At 53.8% G+C, this 20020-nt stretch carries 25 protein-coding genes and 1 pseudogene; 22 read left to right on the top strand and 4 right to left on the bottom strand.

Translation table 11 applies throughout. The features are described from left to right. Positions 1-33: 33 nt before the first annotated feature. The 16 genes from PCH05_RS23015 to PCH05_RS27425 all read left to right on the top strand — a co-directional run bounded on the left by PCH05_RS23015 (position 34) and on the right by PCH05_RS27425 (position 12359). Entirely contained in the window at positions 34-321 is a 288-nt protein-coding gene (locus tag PCH05_RS23015; protein WP_127606306.1) for a nucleoside-diphosphate sugar epimerase, read from the top strand. Between the two features lie 30 nt (positions 322-351). Next, complete coding sequence (locus tag PCH05_RS23010) at positions 352-690, top strand: alpha-helical endospore appendage domain-containing protein (protein ID WP_127606304.1); 339 nt, start codon at positions 352-354, stop codon at positions 688-690. Then, a complete protein-coding gene (locus PCH05_RS23005; protein WP_164766775.1) occupies positions 687-959 on the top strand; it encodes a hypothetical protein in 273 nt (90 codons plus the stop codon). Before PCH05_RS23010 ends, PCH05_RS23005 begins: the two co-directional genes overlap by 4 nt. A 27-nt stretch (positions 960-986) precedes the next feature. Further along, positions 987-1346, top strand: a complete 360-nt coding sequence (locus PCH05_RS23000) for a hypothetical protein (RefSeq protein ID WP_127606302.1) — start codon at positions 987-989, stop codon at positions 1344-1346. A 524-nt stretch (positions 1347-1870) separates the two neighbouring features. Next, positions 1871-2947 (top strand): CgeB family protein, encoded by a 1077-nt coding sequence (locus PCH05_RS22995; RefSeq protein WP_127606300.1) that lies wholly within the window; start codon positions 1871-1873, stop codon positions 2945-2947. A 28-nt stretch (positions 2948-2975) separates the two neighbouring features. Continuing rightward, complete coding sequence (locus tag PCH05_RS22990; protein WP_127606298.1) at positions 2976-4118, top strand: CgeB family protein; 1143 nt, start codon at positions 2976-2978, stop codon at positions 4116-4118. Positions 4119-4276: 158 nt separating this feature from the next. Next, positions 4277-5671 carry a glycosyltransferase family 4 protein gene (locus PCH05_RS22985; protein WP_164766774.1) on the top strand — a complete coding sequence of 465 codons (1395 nt, stop codon included), beginning with the start codon at positions 4277-4279 and terminating at the stop codon, positions 5669-5671. Between the two features lie 11 nt (positions 5672-5682). Then, positions 5683-6774, top strand: coding sequence for a non-hydrolyzing UDP-N-acetylglucosamine 2-epimerase (wecB, locus tag PCH05_RS22980; RefSeq protein WP_127606294.1), 1092 nt, complete (start codon positions 5683-5685; stop codon positions 6772-6774). Beyond that, positions 6767-7753 carry a polysaccharide biosynthesis protein gene (locus PCH05_RS22975; protein ID WP_127606292.1) on the top strand — a complete coding sequence of 329 codons (987 nt, stop codon included), beginning with the start codon at positions 6767-6769 and terminating at the stop codon, positions 7751-7753. The genes wecB and PCH05_RS22975 overlap by 8 nt, the downstream gene beginning before the upstream one ends. Next, positions 7750-8598: an SDR family oxidoreductase gene (locus tag PCH05_RS22970; RefSeq protein WP_127606290.1), complete on the top strand. Its 849-nt coding sequence runs from the start codon at positions 7750-7752 to the stop codon at positions 8596-8598. Before PCH05_RS22975 ends, PCH05_RS22970 begins: the two co-directional genes overlap by 4 nt. Next, positions 8559-9494: an NAD-dependent epimerase/dehydratase family protein gene (locus tag PCH05_RS22965; RefSeq protein WP_127606288.1), complete on the top strand. Its 936-nt coding sequence runs from the start codon at positions 8559-8561 to the stop codon at positions 9492-9494. Before PCH05_RS22970 ends, PCH05_RS22965 begins: the two co-directional genes overlap by 40 nt. After that, positions 9491-10210: a glycosyltransferase family 2 protein gene (locus tag PCH05_RS22960; RefSeq protein ID WP_127606285.1), complete on the top strand. Its 720-nt coding sequence runs from the start codon at positions 9491-9493 to the stop codon at positions 10208-10210. The genes PCH05_RS22965 and PCH05_RS22960 overlap by 4 nt, the downstream gene beginning before the upstream one ends. An 83-nt stretch (positions 10211-10293) precedes the next feature. Beyond that, positions 10294-10731: a hypothetical protein gene (locus tag PCH05_RS22955; RefSeq protein ID WP_127606283.1), complete on the top strand. Its 438-nt coding sequence runs from the start codon at positions 10294-10296 to the stop codon at positions 10729-10731. Between the two features lie 205 nt (positions 10732-10936). Beyond that, positions 10937-11653 (top strand): glycosyltransferase family 4 protein, encoded by a 717-nt coding sequence (locus tag PCH05_RS27775; RefSeq protein ID WP_246049916.1) that lies wholly within the window; start codon positions 10937-10939, stop codon positions 11651-11653. Then, a complete protein-coding gene (locus tag PCH05_RS27770) occupies positions 11650-12156 on the top strand; it encodes a glycosyltransferase family 4 protein (RefSeq protein WP_246049915.1) in 507 nt (168 codons plus the stop codon). Before PCH05_RS27775 ends, PCH05_RS27770 begins: the two co-directional genes overlap by 4 nt. 35 nt (positions 12157-12191) lie before the next feature. After that, positions 12192-12359 (top strand): hypothetical protein, encoded by a 168-nt coding sequence (locus PCH05_RS27425; protein ID WP_164766770.1) that lies wholly within the window; start codon positions 12192-12194, stop codon positions 12357-12359. A gap of 71 nt (positions 12360-12430) precedes the next feature. On the opposite strand, the pseudogene PCH05_RS22945 reads toward PCH05_RS27425, so the two are convergent. After that, positions 12431-12999: pseudogene (locus tag PCH05_RS22945) on the bottom strand (DUF1796 family putative cysteine peptidase). A gap of 258 nt (positions 13000-13257) precedes the next feature. On the opposite strand from PCH05_RS22945, the gene PCH05_RS22940 reads away from it, so the two are divergent. From PCH05_RS22940 to PCH05_RS22930, 4 genes are read left to right on the top strand one after another with little or no spacing between them, the layout of a single operon-like run. Continuing rightward, the gene (locus tag PCH05_RS22940) at positions 13258-13593 is read left to right on the top strand and encodes a hypothetical protein (RefSeq protein ID WP_127606281.1); all 336 of its coding nucleotides are present in this window, start codon (positions 13258-13260) and stop codon (positions 13591-13593) included. Positions 13594-13621: 28 nt separating this feature from the next. Then, positions 13622-13996 carry a hypothetical protein gene (locus PCH05_RS28040; RefSeq protein ID WP_307719573.1) on the top strand — a complete coding sequence of 125 codons (375 nt, stop codon included), beginning with the start codon at positions 13622-13624 and terminating at the stop codon, positions 13994-13996. Further along, complete coding sequence (locus tag PCH05_RS22935) at positions 13900-14682, top strand: glycosyltransferase family 4 protein (RefSeq protein ID WP_307719571.1); 783 nt, start codon at positions 13900-13902, stop codon at positions 14680-14682. Before PCH05_RS28040 ends, PCH05_RS22935 begins: the two co-directional genes overlap by 97 nt. A 14-nt stretch (positions 14683-14696) precedes the next feature. Then, positions 14697-15083, top strand: coding sequence for a hypothetical protein (locus PCH05_RS22930; RefSeq protein ID WP_127606279.1), 387 nt, complete (start codon positions 14697-14699; stop codon positions 15081-15083). Positions 15084-15138: 55 nt separating this feature from the next. Here PCH05_RS22930 and PCH05_RS22925 read toward each other — a convergent pair whose 3' ends face one another. After that, positions 15139-16053, bottom strand: a complete 915-nt coding sequence (locus PCH05_RS22925; protein WP_307719574.1) for an NAD-dependent epimerase/dehydratase family protein — start codon at positions 16051-16053, stop codon at positions 15139-15141. 200 nt (positions 16054-16253) lie between these two features. Here PCH05_RS22925 and PCH05_RS22920 point away from each other — a divergent pair, with 200 nt between their 5' ends. Further along, entirely contained in the window at positions 16254-16841 is a 588-nt protein-coding gene (locus PCH05_RS22920; protein ID WP_127606273.1) for a hypothetical protein, read from the top strand. Positions 16842-16957: 116 nt separating this feature from the next. Continuing rightward, positions 16958-17959: a YhcN/YlaJ family sporulation lipoprotein gene (locus PCH05_RS22915; protein ID WP_326069299.1), complete on the top strand. Its 1002-nt coding sequence runs from the start codon at positions 16958-16960 to the stop codon at positions 17957-17959. 163 nt (positions 17960-18122) lie between these two features. Here PCH05_RS22915 and nagA read toward each other — a convergent pair whose 3' ends face one another. After that, the gene (gene nagA / locus PCH05_RS22910) at positions 18123-19292 is read right to left on the bottom strand and encodes an N-acetylglucosamine-6-phosphate deacetylase (protein ID WP_246049913.1); all 1170 of its coding nucleotides are present in this window, start codon (positions 19290-19292) and stop codon (positions 18123-18125) included. Next, positions 19289-20017 carry a glucosamine-6-phosphate deaminase gene (gene nagB / locus PCH05_RS22905; RefSeq protein ID WP_127606267.1) on the bottom strand — a complete coding sequence of 243 codons (729 nt, stop codon included), beginning with the start codon at positions 20015-20017 and terminating at the stop codon, positions 19289-19291. Before nagB ends, nagA begins: the two co-directional genes overlap by 4 nt. Positions 20018-20020: the final 3 nt, after the last annotated feature.

The following is a 20020-nucleotide window of genomic DNA, read 5'->3' as shown; positions in this document are numbered from 1 at the left end:
GCCTTTCGCGAGACTTCTACAGGAGGAATGGCTATGCAAAGCAAAATTGACGAAATGTTAACCCATATGTCCCATTCGCACCAGCAAATGGCTAGAGTGCTGGATGCCGAGCGTCAAATGGCGGTCAGGATGGCTCAAATCATACATGACCTGCCGGACGCCGATCCAGAATTCGACGGCATTAATGGACTTATTGAGAACTCCGGGCAAATCAATAAAAGCATTATCGCCTATCTGGGAAGTATCGCGGATCTTCAGGAAGCGCTCGCGGAAACTCTCAATCATGTCGTAAAAGAGTTGGGCAGTCATGAGGAAGAGTAAGCGGAGATTTGATATAGGAGTGTGCTGCAGATGAGTAGGGAACAGGCCTTTTTGCATATGCTGGACGCCGCTTCCAAGATTCAATGGAATATCGCTATGATTCTGGAAGCCAAGGCGGTTGAGGCGGAAAAAGTCAGGAATTGGGCCATTAATCATTTGACCGCGGATGCGTTTCAAACGCATGAGCATCAGCTTAACGAGCCGCTGCAGATTCACGGGCAAATCATAGAGCTGCTCGAGGGTTTGACCAAGCTTGAGAACGGACTTTGCAGCAATTTAAAAGCTGTGCTGGTTCAGGAGGATAGCGGACTTGGAGATGATGACGGCGTGTTCGGCTCAGGTTTTGACCTTGGAGACCTCGGCAAATGAGCCTTTTCCTCAAGGAGCAGGAAGCCAAGCTGGATATGATCTCCTCCATTGCGCAAAGCCAGCAGGCGCTTGCTAGAATTCTCAGCAGCATTGCGGATGTATCCTCTCACTCAGACCTGTCCGCCCGGAGTCTGAAGGAGAATATCCGGCTTCTTGCGCAGCATCAAGCCACGATGTGCGAGATGCTGCAAGGAATCACGTTATGCCATCCCCGCAGCGGAACTCCTGCGCCGCCCTGGTTAAACGCATCCCGACTGCCGCATACATGATGACCGAAAGTACAGGAGGAATAACGGATGAAGACCAATAAACGTGTTTCCCGGTCCACGAAATCCGGCACACGGAGGCGCAAGCTTCTTGTAGCCCGTAAAGCACGGCCGCTGAAAGCCAGAAAACTGCGTTCTGCCAAAGCCAAGCAGCGCCGTCTCATCAAGGGTGGAAAAAGACGGCATCAACGAGTTGGCGCCGCACGCCGGAGACGGAAGCGCGGATGGGTCAAACCGGTGCTTCCGTTGCCGGTGGAGCAGGGAGCGCTCCCGCAAGCGCCGGATGCTGCGTATAATGAAGGATATGACGAAGCTTACAATGAAGGTTTCAACGCCGGATTTGCCAAAGGCTACGAGGATGGACATCAATTAGCTTACCAAGCCAAATAAGGGCTCCGTCAGGAATCAAAACACGATAAGCAGGGATGGGAACAGTCAAACCTTAACTTCATGGGAAACCATGAAGTTAAGGTTTTTTTGATCATATCAGAAAGTATAAACTACAGAGCCATAGCTTCGTGATATTGCAAGATAAACATCCGCTGATGGCGGTCTGTCCTTTGAGAAATCACGTCGACACACGTTTTTCTTACATGATCGAATGTATAAATTACTTGGGTCCCCGCAAAGTACCTGAATAGACCTCGGAGCAAGGCCCCGCTTTGTGGGGTTATTTTGCTGTTTAATCATCGTGACATACGCCAATTTACGGCCTGAAAGGCTGTCGTCCATGATGCAAGTATCTCTTCCGCATATATTTATGATTATAGAATTGACTCATTTTCATTTGAGCGGAACGATTCTATAGCCCAAGATGGGACATTCTCCAAGCACGGGAGGTTCTTAAGCGGAATGATTTCTTCGCGAAAGAGGCTCTGAAATCGGTATGTTCTTATGAAATCCAAACAGGCAGGGTGAAAGCTGTGGGAAAAGCAGGAAACAGCAAAAGTTACCGGCAAGGCTACGGCGAGGGCTATAGGCTGGGCTTATGCCAGGCGGTCGAGAAAAGGGTGCCGCAAGCGCCGCCATATCATCGGGATATGAAAATACTGTACATTCCCCAGGGATTCCACGCAATCGATCAGGGAGTCACTGCGGCGCTGCGCAGTCTGGTCAGGGAATGTATTGTGGGGGAAGCTCCGAACATGCTGGAGCTGGCAACGAGGGAAAGGCCCGATCTGGTTCTCGTAATGAACGGGCTGCATATCTTCCCGGGAAATCATTTGGAGGATATCGCAAAAATTCGGGGGATGGGCATCAGAACGGCCGTATGGTTCGTAGACGATCCGTATTTTACGGAAGATACCGCCCCGATGTGCACCGCTTATGATGTGGTTTTAACCCATGAATTGGCTTGCGTTCCGTTTTACCGGGGATTGGGTGCCGCAAACGTGCATTATTTGCCCCTAGCCGTCAACACGGATATGTTCAAGCCGCAGCGCCCGGGACCCGGGCATGTATATGATATTTGCTTTATCGGCAATGCCTTCTGGAACAGGGTGTCTCTTTTCGACGAAATGGCGCCGTTCCTGGAGGACAAAAAGGTGCTGATCGCCGGGGGATTCTGGGAACGCCTGACCCGGACCGACAAGCTGGGACGTTCACTCCATATGGGGTTTATCCCTCCAGAGGAAACCGTCAACTACTACAACGGGGCAAAAATCGTCCTCAACATCCACAGACCGGACGAGTATGGGCAGGATAACCGGAACAGCCACCGGATCAAGGCGAAGTCGATCAATCCCCGCACCTATGAAATCAGCGCCTGCGGCACGCTACAAATTACCGATCTGCGCGAAGACTCCTTGTCGCATTACCGACCCGGGTATGACATCGAGACGTTCGGCTCGGTCCAGGAGCTGAAGGATAAAATCAGCTATTATCTCCAGCATGAAGAGCAGCGTCTGGAGATGGCATGGCGGGGGTTATGGACGACGCGAATGGAGCACTCCTTTATGTCGCGGATGAAATCGCTGCTGGAGCTTGTATAAATTCTAAGGAAATAGGAGCGGGTGACGGATGTCAATCATTAAACACCGGAAAAAAATCATACGGCAGGAAGTGCTGAGCCCGGCCGAGGAAGCGCGGCTTCGGGGCCGCGAAGCGGGGCATCAGGAGGGATATGAGGAGGGTTATTTAAAAGGTCGTGCCAATTATATCGTCAGCCGGCATGCCGAAAACTCTTTTCCGTTTCGCCAGATGCATGTGCTGTATGTCGCGTCAGGCAAAGGGTTTCCCTACTCCCCGATCGATGAAGCCATCGCTACGACTTTACGGGGAATGATCTCCCAGGTAACGGTCATTGAGCCGGGACAGCCGATCAGCGAGATTGCCTATCAAATCATGCCGGATCTGGTCCTCGTCTTGGACGGCATGTTCATCCAAAACGAGCAGCTGGACGCCATTCGCCAGCAGGGTATCAAAACGGCGGTCTGGCTGACGGACGATCCGTATTACACGGACATGACGACGGAGAACGTGGGTCATTACGATTACGTGTTCACGCTCGAATCCAACTGCATCCCGTATTATCAACAGCTTGGCTGCGCGAATGTCCATCATCTGCCTTTCGCGGCTTACGTGGAGCATTACAAGCCGGAAAGAATGCGTTCCGCACAGCGCAGGGAAGTGAGCTTCATCGGCTCCGCGTACTGGAACCGGGTCGAATACCTGAGCCCCATCATGGACCAGCTGATGCAGCATCATACGATCATCAACGGCATCTGGTGGGACCGCCTGCCGAATTTCGCGGCATATCAAGACCGGATCGAGGTCAACAAATGGATGGGACCCCAAGAAACGGCGGAAGCCTATAACGCTTCAAAAATTGTCATCAACCTTCACCGTTCCCACGAAGACGATTCGGTCAATAACAATGCCGTCAAAATCCCCGCAGCTTCCCCCAATCCGCGAACCTTTGAAATTTCCGCCTGCGCTACCTTGCAGCTCAGCGATGCCCGGAGCGATCTCGCCAAGTTCTACACGCCGGGTGTCGAGATTGAGACATACAGTTCTCCGCAGGAGCTGCTGGACAAAGTCGAGTATTACCTGAACCACGAAAAGGAACGCAGGGAAATTGCGCTGAACGCGCTCGAGCGGACGATGCGCGATCACACCTACGGCAACCGCCTCAACCAAATGCTCTCCATCATCTTCCCTTAAGGGGAGTCGCCGTTTTTGGACGGATGGAGGGGAGTAAATGACGTGCCGGTACAGATGGCCTTCTAATATATTGTATTACTTGGCTCAAAGGAGGTGTGATCGTACCCTGTGCTTATAGCAGCGGTCACCCACGCATGATGGCATATAAACCGAAACTCATGTTGTTTTCCCATGTCAGCAACACAGGCAGCATTACAGGGGCCGAAAAGCTCCTCCTGCTGTTCTGCCTTCAAATATCCCCGTATTTCGATTGCATCCTGACGGCTCCGCAGGAAGGAAGATTGACCTATGATGCCCGGAAGAAAGGCATCCCGGTAAGGATCCTGTCCTACCCGCTGCTCTTCGGAATGTATCAGCCTGGCGCCCAGCTCCAGGAGGAGGCGGAGGCGCTTCGCCAACATTCGGATTTCGCCTCCGTCCTCAGCTGTCTCTTGGAGGCCGCGCCGGATATCGTGCTAACCAACACGATCGTCAATGTGCTGCCGGCCATGGCTGCGAAGACGCTCGGCATTCCGGTGCTGTGGCAAATCACCGAGGTCATGCAATCCTCTGAGCATGTGCATGCCGCGGCGGCCGTCGTGGATAAATACAGCGACTGCCTGATCGCCATCTCCGAAGCATCGGCGAGCCTGTTTCGCGGCCGCATATCCAGGCCGATCACGCTTCTGCCTCCTTCTTCCGACAATGAGCATTTGCATCCGGATCAAGGGCTCATCCGCACCGGCTACCGCAAAATTCTTCGCCTCAAGGATTCCCATGCCTGCATCGGCTATATTTCCTCCTTCATTCATTCGGCAAAAGGTTTGCACGAATTCATCCGCATGGCCGTCATCCTCGCAGGGTCCTACGAACAATGCCGATTCGTCGCAATCGGCAAACCGGCGGATCATGCATATTACGAGCGCTGCATCGCCGAAGTGAACGCATCGGGCTTCAGGACCCGGTTCCGTTTCATCCCCTTTGTGGAGTCGGTCCATGCCGCATACAGCGCGATGGACATTCTCGTGGTACCGAGCATGGTGGAAGAGGGCCTGGGAATGACGGCGCTGGAAGGCATGCTTTGCGGAAAACCCGTCATCACCTTCGACTCGGGCGGCCTCGGCGAGCTGATGCGCAATACCGGCAACGGGCATGCTGCCGTGCCGACGGGCAATTACGGATCTTTGGCGGCCAAGGCTGCCGAGTTTCTGAACGATCCATTCCTCCGGGAAAGCACCGGCAGAAGGAATGCTGAAGCGGCCAGAAATCAGTATGGCCTGGATGTCTATGCCCGCAAAATCGCTGTTTTCGTCGAAGAGCTGCGGCGCGGATGCCCTGATTGGATGAGCGGGATGATCTCAAGCAGCGTAGCGGCAACCCGCGCTTCGCAGCCCGCGCTTCTGCCCGATGCTGCTCGCAGCGCTGAGGGTGCACCGCGCGCTCCAAGAAGCAATAAACCGAAGCGGCGCAAGAGCCGGAGCAAGAAGGCGCCTGCGGCCAAGCGCCGCTTAGCGCACAGAAGAACGGGGGCAGGCAGGGCTGCGAAAACCCGAAAATCCAAAAAACGAAGGTAGGAGTCGGAGTAATGAGAATCATGACCATTTTAGGCACACGTCCCGAAATTATTCGTCTCAGCCTGATCCTTCCGAAGCTGGACCGGTATGCGGAGCGGCATGTGCTGGTGCATACCGGGCAGAATTTTGCTGAAAGGCTGAGTGGAATATTTTTCAGGCAAATGGGCCTGCGCGCACCGGATTACGTTCTGCAGGATGCGGCCGCTTCACTGGGGAATCAGCTGTCGGCCATGTTCTCGCAGATGGAAGCCATTTTGGAGAAAGAGAAGCCGGACAAAATCCTGCTCCTCGGCGACACCAACAGCGCGCTCTGCGCCGTGCTGGCGGAAAGGCTGGGATATCCGGTCGTGCACATGGAAGCCGGCAATCGATGCTTTGATCTGCGCGTGCCCGAGGAAAAAAACAGAAGGGTCATCGATGCGATATCTTCCATTAATATGCCGTATACCGAACAGAGCAAAAAGCATTTGGTGGCCGAGGGTTTTCCCAGCTCGCGGATTGTGCTGACAGGCAACCCGATCTACGAGGTCATGCAGCACTATGAACCCTCGATTGCGGCCAGTGACATTCTGAACGCACTTTCCCTGAAGCCGAAGGAATACTTTCTCGTGACGGCCCATCGCGCGGAAAACGTGGATGATCCCGTACGTTTACGTGAAATCGTCGAAGGCTTGAACCGAATCGCCGCCAGCTATGGTCGCCGCATCATTTGCAGCATTCATCCGCGCACCGCTTCCCGAATCGCCGGATTAAAGCCGCTGGCGCTGCATCCGCTGGTGGAATTTCATGAGCCGTTCGGATTTTTCGATTTCGTACTGCTGGAACGCCATGCCTGCTGCGCGCTGACCGATAGCGGCACCGTGCAGGAGGAGTGCTGCATCATGCAGGTTCCGACGGTAACGATGCGCACGACGACCGAACGTCCGGAGACGGTCGATTGCGGAAGCAACATCGTGTCCGGGCTGGAAGCCGGAGCGATATTCCGTTCCGCCGAGCTGATGCTGAGCCTGAGCCGGGGCTGGGACTGCCCGGAAGGATACTTGGCGGAGAACGTTTCGGATAAGGTAGTTAAATTTTTGCTTGGAGGGAAAGTTCATGTTTGAAAATAAACGGATCTTGGTAACAGGAGGTACGGGCTCTTGGGGCTACGAGCTTGTGGCCCAGCTGCTGGAACAGAACCCGAAGGAAATCGTCGTATATTCGCGTAACGAATCCTCGCAGGTAGCCATGAGCAGGGAATTCGAAGATAAGCGCCTGTCTTTCCGTATCGGGGATATCCGCGACAAGGATGCGCTGGTGATGGCCTGCCAAGGCATTGATTATGTTTTCCATCTCGCCGCGCTGAAGCATGTGCCCGTGTGCGAGGATCAGCCTTACGAAGCGCTGAAAACCAACGTCATCGGAACTCAGAACGTCATCGAAGCGGGAATCGAGAACAAGGTGAAAAAGGTATTTTATATTTCCACCGATAAAGCAGCCAACCCGTCCAACTTCTATGGCATGACCAAGGCCATCGGTGAGAAGCTGATCGTCTACGCCAACCTGCTGAACAGCGAGACCCGGTTCGTGACGGTGCGCGGCGGCAACGTCCTGGGAACGAACGGCAGCGTGGTTCATGTCTTCAAGGATCAAATCCGCAATAAAGGCCAGGTGTCGATTACGGATATGGCGATGACCCGTTTCTTCCTGACGCTTCACGATGCGATTCAGCTGCTCTTCAAAGCCGCGGAGGAAAGCTACGGCGGCGAAATTTTCGTCATGACCATGCCTGCCTGCCGTATCGTCGACATGGCGGAGGTGCTGATCGAGGATTCCGGCAAAACGGATGTGAAAATCGTGGAGACGGGCATTCGTCCGGGAGAGAAAATTCATGAAATTTTGATGAGCGACTATGAAAGCCTGACGACGGTCGTCTATGACGAGGAGTATCTCGTGATCCTGCCGACGCTTCACATGCCGGAGCTGAAGGAACGTTACAGCCATTGCGAGCCGGTATCCTTCAGCAGCTTCAGCTCGAACTACCATCTTATGAACAAAGAGGAGATCAGGGGAATTCTCCAGCGCGGGGGGTTCCTGAAATGAGGCTGCTCATTCTCGGAGGAAACGGAATGGCGGGGCATATGCTCGTCGATTACTTTCATCGGCAGGGAAAGCATCAGGTGTTCTATACCACCCGGGATCAACGAAGCCCGGGGGGGCTTTTCCTCGACGCATCCGAGCCCTGCATGGTCGATAGGCTGCTGGATATCGTCAGGCCGGATATCGTGATTAATGCGATCGGTATTTTGAATCAATATGCGGAGGAAGACCGCATCAACGCCTACCATGTCAACGGATTTTTGCCTCACAGGCTGCGAAGAGCGGCAGATCTGCTCGGAAGCCGGCTGATCCATATCAGTACCGACTGCGTTTTTGAAGGCACGCGGGGCCGCTATGCGGAAGACGACAAGCCGGACGGAACCAGCGCTTACGCCATGACGAAGGCGCTGGGCGAGGTCCGCGCTCCCGGACATCTCACAATCCGCACCTCTATCATCGGACCGGAAATCCGCAGCCGGGCCATTGGGCTGATGCATTGGTTCATGTCGCAAAAGGGAAACGTGTCGGGGTACCGCCATGTCATGTGGAACGGGGTCACCACGCTGGAGCTGGCCAAAGCGATCGACCGGCTCATGGATTCACCGGTGTCAGGGCTGATTCACCTTGCCCAGCCGCAGGCCATCAGCAAGCATGAGCTGCTGCTTTTGTTTCAGGAGATTTGGAACGTGCAGGACGTGACGGTCATTCCTTCCGATCAGCCTGTACAGGACCGGACGCTGGCTGTAACGCGCGAGGATTTCCATTATGCCGTTCCTCAATATCCCGAAATGCTGAAGGAGTTGGAGAAATGGATGACCGACCTTCCGTCCGCCAACGCCGCATTCTGATCACAGGTGCTACAGGCTTTACAGGCGGCCATGCCTGCCGGTATTTTGCCGCACAAGGTTATCAGGTAGCGGCAATGGTTCGTAGAATCCCCCCGGGACCTGTTCCGGAGGGGATTACGTATTATATATGCGATTTGATGAACAAGGCCGAGCTCGACCGGCTAATTTACAGCGTGGCTCCGGATGCTGTGCTGCATTTGGGCGGCAAAAATTCGGTTTCCGAATCCTGGAAAGATCCTTTGCTGTACATGGAAACGAATGTATTGCCAACGATTTATCTCCTGAACTCGCTCCGCGGCTTTCCGGACAGCCGGATCGTGATTGCCGGCTCGATGGCCGTGTTCCCGCTTACACCGCCGCTTCGCCCGCCACATCCGTACAGCCTGAGCAAAAGCCTCCAAAAAGCCGCCGCTTTGTCATGGGAAGTATTGTTCAACCAAACCGTCATATTAGCCGAGCCTTCCAATTTGATCGGTCCGGGGCCATCCACGGGCTTCTGCGCCTTGCTTGCCCGACACATCGCAGCTTGCGAGCAGGCGGGCAAGACCGAGCCGTTTCGCATATCTTCCAAGAAAGCAAGGCGCGATTTTCTGGACGTGAGGGATGCCGTCAAAGCATATGAGCTTTTATTGGATAAGGGAACCCGGGGCCATACCGTTACAATCAGCTCGGGAATCTACCAGACGCTGGAGGAGGTCGCGCTTCAAATGCTCGGCATCTCGGGTACCGAGGCTCCGCTCGCATGGGGCGACGAACCGGATGCGGTCGCATCGAAAGAGGCTCATCCCGGCGAAATTGACATGGGTTCTTTGGGCTGGCGACCGGAAATCCCGATCGGGACGTCACTCCGGGACGTGCTGGAGTATTTTCGCAAGCAGGAGGGGGATGCCCGATGAGACCGCTGGTAACGATCGTGATTCCGTTTTTCAACGATCCTTACGTGGATCAGGCGGTTCGCAGCGCCTTGTCCCAAACGTACTCTCCGCTGGAAATCATCGTGGTGGACGACGGATCGACCAGCTGCGCGGAGCGGCTCGCACCGTACCGGTCGCAAATTTATTACCTGGGGAAGGCAAACGGCGGAACTGCAAGCGCCTTGAACCACGGCATACGCCATGCTTCAGGCGACTACGTGGCCTGGCTCAGCTCCGATGATTTGTTTTACCCGGAAAAGATCAGCCGTCAAGTGCAGTTCATGCTGGAGCAACACGCGTTTATTTCGCATACCAATTTTCATGTCATCAATGCTTCCAGCCATATTACCGTTTTCCGCGCAGGGGTGTCCTTCACGAACATATTGGATTTTTACCGGATATTCATGAATGGAAATCCCGTCAACGGCTGCACCGTCATGATGAAAAAAGAGCTGTTCTTACACGTCGGCTTATTCAATGAAGGGTTGCCGTATACGCATGACCTCGATCTGTGGGGAAGGATCATTCAGGCGGGATTTCCGTTCCCGTATCTCGATGAGCCGCTCGTCGGCTACCGCCAGCACGAGGGGATGGGAACGATCCGCCACCGGGCTGTCATCGAGCAGGAGTATCTCATCACCAGCGGGAATGTCCGGAGCTCGATCGGCCCTCTGATTTCCATAATGGAAAGAGGATGAATTTTAGTTGATTCCCCCGGATAGTTCGTCCATGCGAACCTTTCTTTTTCAGCATAAATATAAGAAGAAAGGAGGGAACAACAATGCCAAGAGTTTTGGTTGACAGTCAGATTTCTCAGAATGTCTCGACCGCCGGAGCCGTTGCCATCCCGGCAACCACAACGCCGGCTTTATTTGGAACGCTGGGCCTGAATACGTCCACAGCAGGTCCGAACCTTTCAGTCCATTTTACCGCAACCGTTACGCTGAGTGCCGTTGTCGCTGTTCTGGTACCGGTAACCATTACGATTAACAGAGTGGTTGACGGGGTCTCCACCACCATTTACAGCGCAACGGAATCTCTTCCTGTAGGTACGCTGCTTCTGACCACCGATGTTTTGACGATTACGGGCATCGACCTGCTTACCACGAACCCCGGATTTGTCGTATATCAAGCTTTTGTCAGCATTCCGGCTGGTTTGGCAGTTATTCCAACACGCGTCGGACCGGAAAGCTTCGAAGCTGTTGCGTTCTCGGACTAAAGAACATTGTCTGGGCATCGGGTTTTCCCGGTGCCTTTTTTTTTGCGCATTATCATGTTTCCAGGGCAGCAAGTCATGTTTTTTTGGCCTAATAGGTTCAACCGTCGTGTCCAGCCCTGCTCTTCCACAATATAGTATAGTGTCCGTCGATGACCGATTACACGCATGGGATAAGGGAAAGCTGATTCCATGGAAAGGAGAAGGCATGAAAATATTACTCGCAACCTATTGGCTGATCCCGCATGTGGGCGGGGTGTGGAAATATATGCTGCAAATCCAACAGCGGCTGGAAGCCATGGGACACCAGGTCGATCTGCTTGGCAATAGCCCGGACTATTCGAAGTTTCATATCATCAACAGGGGACAAGAATTGTCCAAAACCGCGTTACGCCCCTTTCTGGCTTCGAAGTTGTCTGCAGAGCATGCGCCTTGGCTGCACCGGGATCCCTATATTCATTTTTACGAAGAGGACCGCTATTTCATGGAGCTATCTGCCGCTTATTTCGGACTTGGACAATACGATGTCATCCATACGCAGGACATTTTTGCGGCCAGGGCAATCCACCGCGTCAAACCGGCGCGTGTTCCGCTTGTCGCGCAGGTTCACGGCTCGGTCAGCGGCGAGCTGCACAACCACTTTCGGCTGAATCCACACTTAGGGATCGGAGAGCAGTCGGCCGCCTGGAAATACTTTGATTCAATCGAATACCACGGCGCAACCTCAGGGCAGCTCACGATCACGTCCACGCAGTGGCAAAAAAACGAGCTGGTCCATGATTTCGGCGTGCCTGAGGGACGGATCGAGGTATTCCAGTCGGCCTGGACTCCGTGCCCTTCTGGCAGAGCGTACAACATGGAACCGAGGTGCAACGGCCGCCCGGCAAAAAGGTTATCATCGTGCCCGCAAGACTTGCGTTCGTGAAAGGCATCGATGTCCTCATTTCGGCGCTCGGCATGCTGAAGCATATGCGAAACGACTGGGTGTGCTGGATCGTGGGCGACGGCGAGAAGCGGGAGGAACTGGTCCGGCAGGCAGCGGGCCTGTCGCTTCAGGAGGAGGTGGCCTTTCTCGGCGAACGGCGCGATATCCCGGCATTATTGCTGCAGTCCGACATTTTTGTGCATTCCTGCATTCAAGACAATCAGCCGTTCGCGGTCATGGAGGCGCAGCTGGCCGGTCTTCCGGCGTGCGTATCGAATGCCGGCGGCCTGCCCGAGATGGTGGAGCATGGCGTGACCGGCCTGATCTCCCCCGTGAGGGACTCGCTTACCCTTGCGCAGCATTTGAACCTGCTTCTGGCCAACGACGAGTTCCGGCATGCGCTTGGCCGCAATGCGGCACAATGGGCTCAGGAGCACTGGTCGATGGATTTGATGATTTCCAGGCTGCTGGGTGCATACGCGAGAGCGGCTGCAAGCCTTTAAATGAAAGAAACGCGTTGGGAATGGAGGGATGAAGCGTGACAGGAGAACCGTTTATGGTCATCGGAGATCTGTACAACCGGATTTTCGCAGTGCAGACCTCGCATATCGACCTGCTGGCGGATTACGCCGTATGGAACAAAATATTCGAAGGTTTGCCTCCGCATTACAAGCTTCCCGATTTGGAAGTTTTGACATTGGAATAACGATGAACGGAAACGGTTAAGAGGGACCTCCCATCGGCAGCGGTATTGTGCCCGGAAAGCCCCTCTTTTTTTCATGGATGCGATTTGGCTTCGTTCAAAAGAATGCCGCTGAGGATCTCGGACCAAAGATGGTCGTTTCCATCCCATTTCTCCTCGTTCGGCATGAGAATCGAGCAGACCTTTTCCAACGGCCATTGAACCTCGACTACGCCGGTTACGGCGGTATGGTTGATCAGCAGCACCCGGAAATCATGCGCGACAAGGCCTGACAGCACCTCCTGAAGCTCCTGGGCATGCTCGAACGATCCTTCCGTGCGTATAAAAAGGATGCGGTTTGCGGTAGCCATTTTTTCCATGAACCGCTGCACGCGACATATTTGGCTTTCACTTCCGGGTATGCGGCCAGATAAGGAGGGAAATTGTTATGGGTGAAAAAATCGTGATTCGACAGCATGTCATAATAGGTTTCCCGCACGAGGTAGAGCTGGTCGCTGACCCTTTTTTCCACGACGAGATTCTCGTAGTTCATGAAATTCGCAAAATGATTGCCCAGCAGCCGGTTGACGTCGGCCAAATTGTAACTGGCCATCCAGTCGAGCGGGCCGGCGTAAGGGCGCAAATCGAATTTCTCCAGCTGCATGGAGGCCAGGCATAGGTCCCCGAGACTGAAGATGGCGTCATAGGTTCCCTTGAGATCGGCTATTCGCATGGTTCGTTGCCCTTCCTTTCACCTCAAATGATGTGCTTTACCATACAGTAAATGCGTTCCGCTGCCGTTTGGCCTGTACCCCCGTGTATCCGCTCAATTTTAGGTTGAAGGCTAACGCCATCCGCCCTTACCCTTGGCCAAACGCAACATACGATGGGATAAAGACTTGTTTTACGGGAGGATGGGTTCATGTCCATTTTGCGGCTCGAAGCAGCGCCTTTTGCCCCGATCGACTGCCGTTACATCGAATCTTTTGACGTGGAAGTGACCAATGGAGGACAGGAAAGCTTTGAGATGCTTGTTCACGGCTACGGCAACCAGGGACTGTTCTACGTCCATCTGGTTCACATGGCGCCGGGCAGCACCATTCCGCTGTACAACATCGTGACGGGTTACGCACCTTTTCAGCTTGTCCTCGTTACGAACGTGAATCACTATGCGAATACATGGGCAACCGTCAGAGTCCGGGATCATGGCAATCTGATTGCCGTGTATACACAGGAGGATATGATCCGTACCCCATAGACGGAGGATGGAGGAGGAACATGACGACATGAACGTGCTGTTTGTGTTTTACGTGCCCAGCGGCGGCATGGATACGCTGAACCGGCTGCGCTGCAAAGCCCTGAAAAAATACGGTATTCATGCTTCCTGCCTCTATTACTACTGGGGGGCGGGCGTGCAAAATAATGACGAGATTCCGATGTATATCACCAATAACGACGATGAAATCCGGGGCATTCTGGCAGCGGGAAATTATGACGTGATCGTGGTCCCACGGATCATACCAGCTTCCCGAGATTCAGGGCGCTCGGATATCAAGGCAAGCTCGTGCTTGAAATTCAGGGCTATGGCTCCAAGGAAAATGCCAGAAAGCAGCTGGTGGATGCGGTACCGATCGTCAACGCATACGCGGACGGACTGCTGAACCCATGCACTCCGCATATTGCGGCGATTTTTCAGGAGCTGTTTCCGCATATCCCCCAATTTCATTTTCCGAACTGTTTCGATTCCAAAAGCTTCACGTATCGATACGGAGCGGTTCCGGATCATCCGATCATCGCCTGGCTGGGCCGCATGGAGGACAATAAAAACTGGAGGGAGTTTCTGCACATCGGTTATCAGCTCTCGTATTACGTGCCGACAATCGAGCTATGGATGTTCGAGGATCCGAATTTGGCGGACCCTGCCGAACGGCAGCAGTTCGAGCTCATGGTCGATAACCTGAACCTGCGTTCGCGGCTCACGCTGCGCTCCAACGTCGCCAACGCGCAAATGCAGTATTTTTATTCGATGATTGGCGATTCCGGGGGATTTATGTGCTCCACCTCCAAGGTGGAGGGAGGGCCCTTATCGGTGCTCGAAGCAATGAGCTGCCTCTGTCCGGTTCTCGCCACCCATTCGGACGGCGTAGCCTTATGCATCCGGCATAATGAAACGGGCAAAAATTATGCGCTCGGCAACGTCGCGCAGGCAGTCCAAGAGGGGCTGGAATTGATGCAAAACGGCGTCCTCCGGGAGAGCATCCGGCTGAATGCCTTGCGGCTGCTGCAAACGGAATTCAATCCGCATCTATACTGTTTGAGCTTTATCGGCATGCTGAATCAATTGTAAGGGAAGTGAGAGGAATGATTCTTAAATACCGAACCAGACAGGAAGCCCCGGCAGGCTCCTTCGACTCGTTCATGATCGGGGCGGACGAAATCGTGCTGACCTCCGTGACGCTGGAAGGCATCGCGGACGGTGATCAGGTCGTGCTTGGCATCGACGCCACCTGGCTCAAGCCGTTATGCGATCTCGGCGAGCTGGAGTTTTTCGTGAAAAAAGACGCGCCTGACGGGCCGGTCGTATACTGGACCCTCGAAACCTGCTTTGCCAAGGCCCGTACCAGAGAAAACGTGACGCTGGCGGGAAATGCCGGCATGCGCCATTTTTATTTGACGGTAAAGTCCAAAGAAGAGAAAGCCCGGATTGTCTCTTACGCCCTGGAAGGGAGCGTATTCGCTCCGGCATGACTGAAACGGCCGATCCCCGTTATTCCGAGGTTCGGCCGCTTGCAATTGGAAGGGATTACGAGCCGGCGGGAAAGAAGTGGCGATAGGTTTCCCGCAGGCCTTCCTCCATGGTAACGGCAGGCACCCAGTTCAGGCTGCTGCGGATCTTGGCGTTGGATAAGCAGCTGTCGCGGATGTCCCCATCCCTGGCCGACCGATGCAGCGTTTCAAATTCTTGGCCGTGCTGCTGCCGCAATAAAGCTATTAAGCGGTTGACGGAAGTCGCTTTTCCGGTGCTGACATGAAAAATATCCCTTTCTCCCGCGTTGCCCGCGGCAAGGAGAGCGGATACGACATCCTTTACATAGACGAAATCCCGGGTCTGTTCCCCGTCTCCGTTAATGGTTAACGGATGCCCCTGTCGAAGCTTCTCCATAAAAATCGATACGACGCCGCCTTCGCCCTTGGACGTCTGGCCTGGTCCGTATACATTGGCAAACCGCAGCACCGTCCAGTCGACGCCAAACAGCTGCCCGTAGAGGCGAATGTAATGCTCGGCGCAAAATTTGGACAATCCGTAAAAGGAAATCGGTGCCGCCGCGTCCGTTTCCTCCAGCGGATTTTTATCCGTATTCCCGTAGACGCCCGAGGTTGATGCAAAAATGAATTTATGCACGCCGGCCTGGCGGCAGGCCTCAAGCAGATTCAGCGTTCCTCCAGCATTAATCTCCATGTCCTGCCCGGGATTAAGAATGGATTGCTGCACATCGGCTTGAGCCGCCAGATGAAACACCGTGTCGGGGCGCAGCTTGCCAATGATTTGCCTCGCCGACAAGTCACGGATGTCTTCCACATGCAGTACGGCCGAAGGATGAACCATTGCCGCCGAGCCGGTCGAAAGATTATCGATAACGTGTACCTGCCGTCCTTGCTCAATCAGGCTCTGCACCAAATGGGAGCCGATGAATCCTGCTCCGCCCGTAACCACCACCGTTGTCAATATCATTCCCTCCCGTAAAGATAGGTCATGATCTATCGTATGTGGCCGTTCGCGGGTTGGCATTAGGCATATCCCTAAATCGGCCGCCGCATCTGATTTTACATGCTGCAAGGTAGTAAAGCGTCGGCATTAGGGTAACATGTTAGTAGAGAGTCTCAGCTTCATGGAGAGGGGAAGGGAGGAAAGCGAAGGTGAAGAAATGGAATCCGATCATCATCATCGTGATTTGCATGATCGTCATTGCCGGCGCGGCTTATTTCATTCGTCCGTACCGCACGGCTGAGCCGGGTCCAAGCCATCCTGCCGCTCCGGTATCGGACGATGCCCAGCAAACCACTGGCAAGCAGGTATGGTCTACCTCGGACGTCACTTCGGTTGAATGGGACGGGAAAAGATTGTCTTGGATGCTGCGGCGTGCCGGTGAAGATCAAGAGGAGGAAAAAGGGAAAGAAGGGGCATGGACATTAAACGGAAAAAAGGTATCCATGAATCAGGCGGACTCGATCATGGCTCAAATGAACGCGCTGTTAAGCCGTTCTTCAGAGTCTTCCCGAAAAGCTTCTTCATTAAAAGCGGAGGTCATCGATTCCACCGTGACGCTGTTAAGCGGCCCGGAACACGGGGACAAGGTATATCAGATTGCAGTGGAGCCCGCATATCCCGAGACGATGTGGATTATTCCGGCCGGGCAATCACAGGTATTTCCGGTGCCGAAAAAAGATATCTTGGAGCTGGAAAAAAATATCGCTCAGTTCATTTCGTCGAGCCCGGCTGACTAAGCTTCAAAATCGCTGCAAGGATGCCAAATCCTTTCAGCATAGCGCTAGGACCGCACGGTCATCTTAACAGGTGTTACTACATCACATTCATAAACGGAGGATGAACTCATGATGCGATCCAAAGCGATAAGCCTTTCCATATCCGCCGCACTTCTCGTAAGCGTGGCCGGTGTGGCGGCTGTACCACGAAAGAGCCTGCCAATACCAACGTCCGCACCAAAAACGTCCATGATGCCCGTGGATTGAACGGAATGAACGGACGGTTGAATGTGAACTCCCTGAGAGACGGGGGCCGGTTATCGACGTATGGTACAGACGGTTCGAGACATAATGTCAGCAATCTGACATCATCCCAGGAGCTGGCTGACAAGGTTGCGGCATTGAAGGAAGTGCGGACGGCAAATGTACTTCGTACAGGCAACAGCGCTTATGTAGCCGTCTCTCTGGAGGACGGAGCCAAAGGCCATATGGGAACTAAGGGCATCACAGGCAACTATGGCATGAAAAGCACCAACAGCAATTTCCGCAGCAGCAGCTTTGGAACGATGAACAACAGCAGCTTCAATAACAACAGCGTAGGCAGCGGCTCCACGAGCGCTAACAACCGCGGGTTATACGGCACGATGGGAACAGGCAGCTACGGCATCATGAATGGCGTAACCGGCAATGGTACGGCGGGAACCGGAACGGGCCGTTTGCATAATTACACGACAAGCGCCGGAGAACCGATCACGAGAAGCAACGGTTTTAATGCGACGACCCCGGGAACATCAGGCACCAATGAAACCTTATCCGAAAATAAGGACAACGTAAGTGCCGAAACGAAAAATAAAATCAGTGATGTGATCAAGAAGTCGGATCCAAGCATCACGAACGTGTATGTATCCGCTAATCCTGATTTTGTCCAACGTGTCAGCAATTATGCAACCGAGGTGAAAAACGGTCACCCGATCGGAGGCATGGTGTCGGAGCTGTCAACGATGTTTGAACGCATCTTCCCGATGCACACCGGCACGGGGACGAATAACTACAATAACACCAACCGCGTGACTCCGATGGGAAATACGCCGTCCGCACCCCTCGGCAAAACCCCTGCAGGCAGACATATGATGCAATAACGGATAACGAGAAAGCAGCTGCGCTTTAAGGGCAGCTGCTTCTTTATATTAGGGCTAAGTTTAACCAAGCACATGACGATCATCAACAGCTGGCTCCATGAAAACAAGCCTCCGCGAAAGAAACGGGAGGCTTGTTTATCATCTATTCATAGGAAGTCCGAAATTAAAATACCTGGCGTCCGCGGACCCACACGCCTTGAAGGTTCAGGCTGTCATCCAGCATCAGCACATCGGCCTGCTTGCCGGCTTCCAGCGTACCGGTACGATTCTCGATGCGCAGCCGCTTGGCCGGGTTGAAGCTGGCCACACGGGACGCATGCTCCACGGTCAAACCAACGGTTTCCACCAGATAGCGGAAGCCTTTGATCATGGTTAGCGTGCTTCCCGCCAGACTGCTCGTTTCGCCTTTCAGCATGGCAATGCCGTCTTTAACTTCCACGGGCAGATCGCCGATCGTATAATCACCGTCAGGCATACCGGCTGCAGACATGGCGTCCGTAATCAAAATGAGATTGTCATTCGTTTTCAGCTTCGCGAGGATGGAAATGCATGCGGGATGCACGTGGATGCCGTCGGCGATGATTTCCGCATGGATCCGATCGTCGCTGAGCACAGCGCCGGCTGTTCCCGGTTTGCGGTGATGCAGCGGCGTCATGGCATTGAACGTATGCACGCCTTGACGAAGGCCGGCTTCAACCGCAGCCTCAACCTGCTCATAGGTCGCATCCGTATGACCCAAGGCGGCATTGATACCGTGGGCGTCCATCCAAGCGATCGCATTCAATGCGCCTTCGCGTTCCGGAGCGAGAGTAACTTGTTTGATCAATCCAGGATACTGGGATTCCCAGGCTTCGAGCCATTCCACGTTCGGATTCACGATATGCTCCGGATTTTGGGCTCCTGGCCATTTCGGGCTGATGAAAGGTCCTTCCATATGCACGCCTTCGATGATCGTGTACGGCATATCCTGCTGCTTGTAATCATGAACTTCCTTCAGCACCTTGTCGATTGCCGCTTTCGGTGCGGTCATCGTGGTCGCAAGCATGGCCGTGGTTCCTTGGGAACAGTGGAAGGAGGTGATTTTATCGAGCTCCTCTTTGCCGGAATACATGAAGTCTTCGCCATTGCCCCCATGAACATGCACATCGATAAAGCCCGGGAGAATGTAGCCGTCCGTTTTTTTGCTGCTTAGGCTTTGCCAGCGCTCCGGCAGATTTTGAACCTCGCCCGCATATACGATGCTTCCATCCTGAATGGCAACGACGCCTTCCTCGATGACGCCTCCAGGGATGACCACCTTTCCGTACAGAAGCTGCTCTGTTCCTTCACTCACGATAATAACCTCCCTGCTCCTTGATCGAGTAATACGACAACGTTAGGATGACATTGCAGCAGCGATGCCGGACATTGGGATGTGATTGGTCCTTTCAAGGCCCGCTTAACGATTTCAGCCTTGTCTTCGCCCCGTACCAGCAGCAGAATCTGTTTAGCCTTCAGGATGCTTCCTACGCCCATCGTCACCGCCTGCGTCGGTACATCGGCAAGGGAAGGGAAGAAACGGGCATTGGCTGTGCGCGTTTTCTCCTGAAGCTCAACGACATGCGTGCCGCCAATGAGGCTTTCGTCCGGTTCGTTAAATCCGATATGGCCATTATGGCCGAGTCCGAGAATCTGCAGGTCCACGGGACCGTTTTCCTCCAGCATGGCGTCATATTGTTTGCATTCGGCTTCGAGATCAACGGCATTGCCGTTAGGCACATGCGTATTTTCCATTTTAATATCAATATGATTGAAGAATTTGTCGTTCATGAAGTAGCGGTAGCTCTCCGGATGTCCGTCCGGTAAACCAACATATTCATCCAAATTATAGCTGGACGCCTTCGCAAAGCTGACGAGTCCTTGCTGATTCATTTCAATCAGCCGCTGATAGATTCCGATCGGGGAACTCCCTGTCGCAAGGCCGAGAACGGCCCTTGGTTTGGTGTGAAGCAGGCTCGCAATGAGGCTCGCTCCGGTGGAGACAAAATCAGTCTCTTGCTTGAATGTGTAGATGTTCATACG

The organism is Paenibacillus chibensis, assembly GCF_004001045.1.
In the GTDB taxonomy this organism is placed as follows: domain Bacteria; phylum Bacillota; class Bacilli; order Paenibacillales; family Paenibacillaceae; genus Paenibacillus_AQ; species Paenibacillus_AQ chibensis.
Note: the sequence above shows the minus strand (reverse complement) of the source record. Positions and strands in the feature narration are given on the sequence as shown.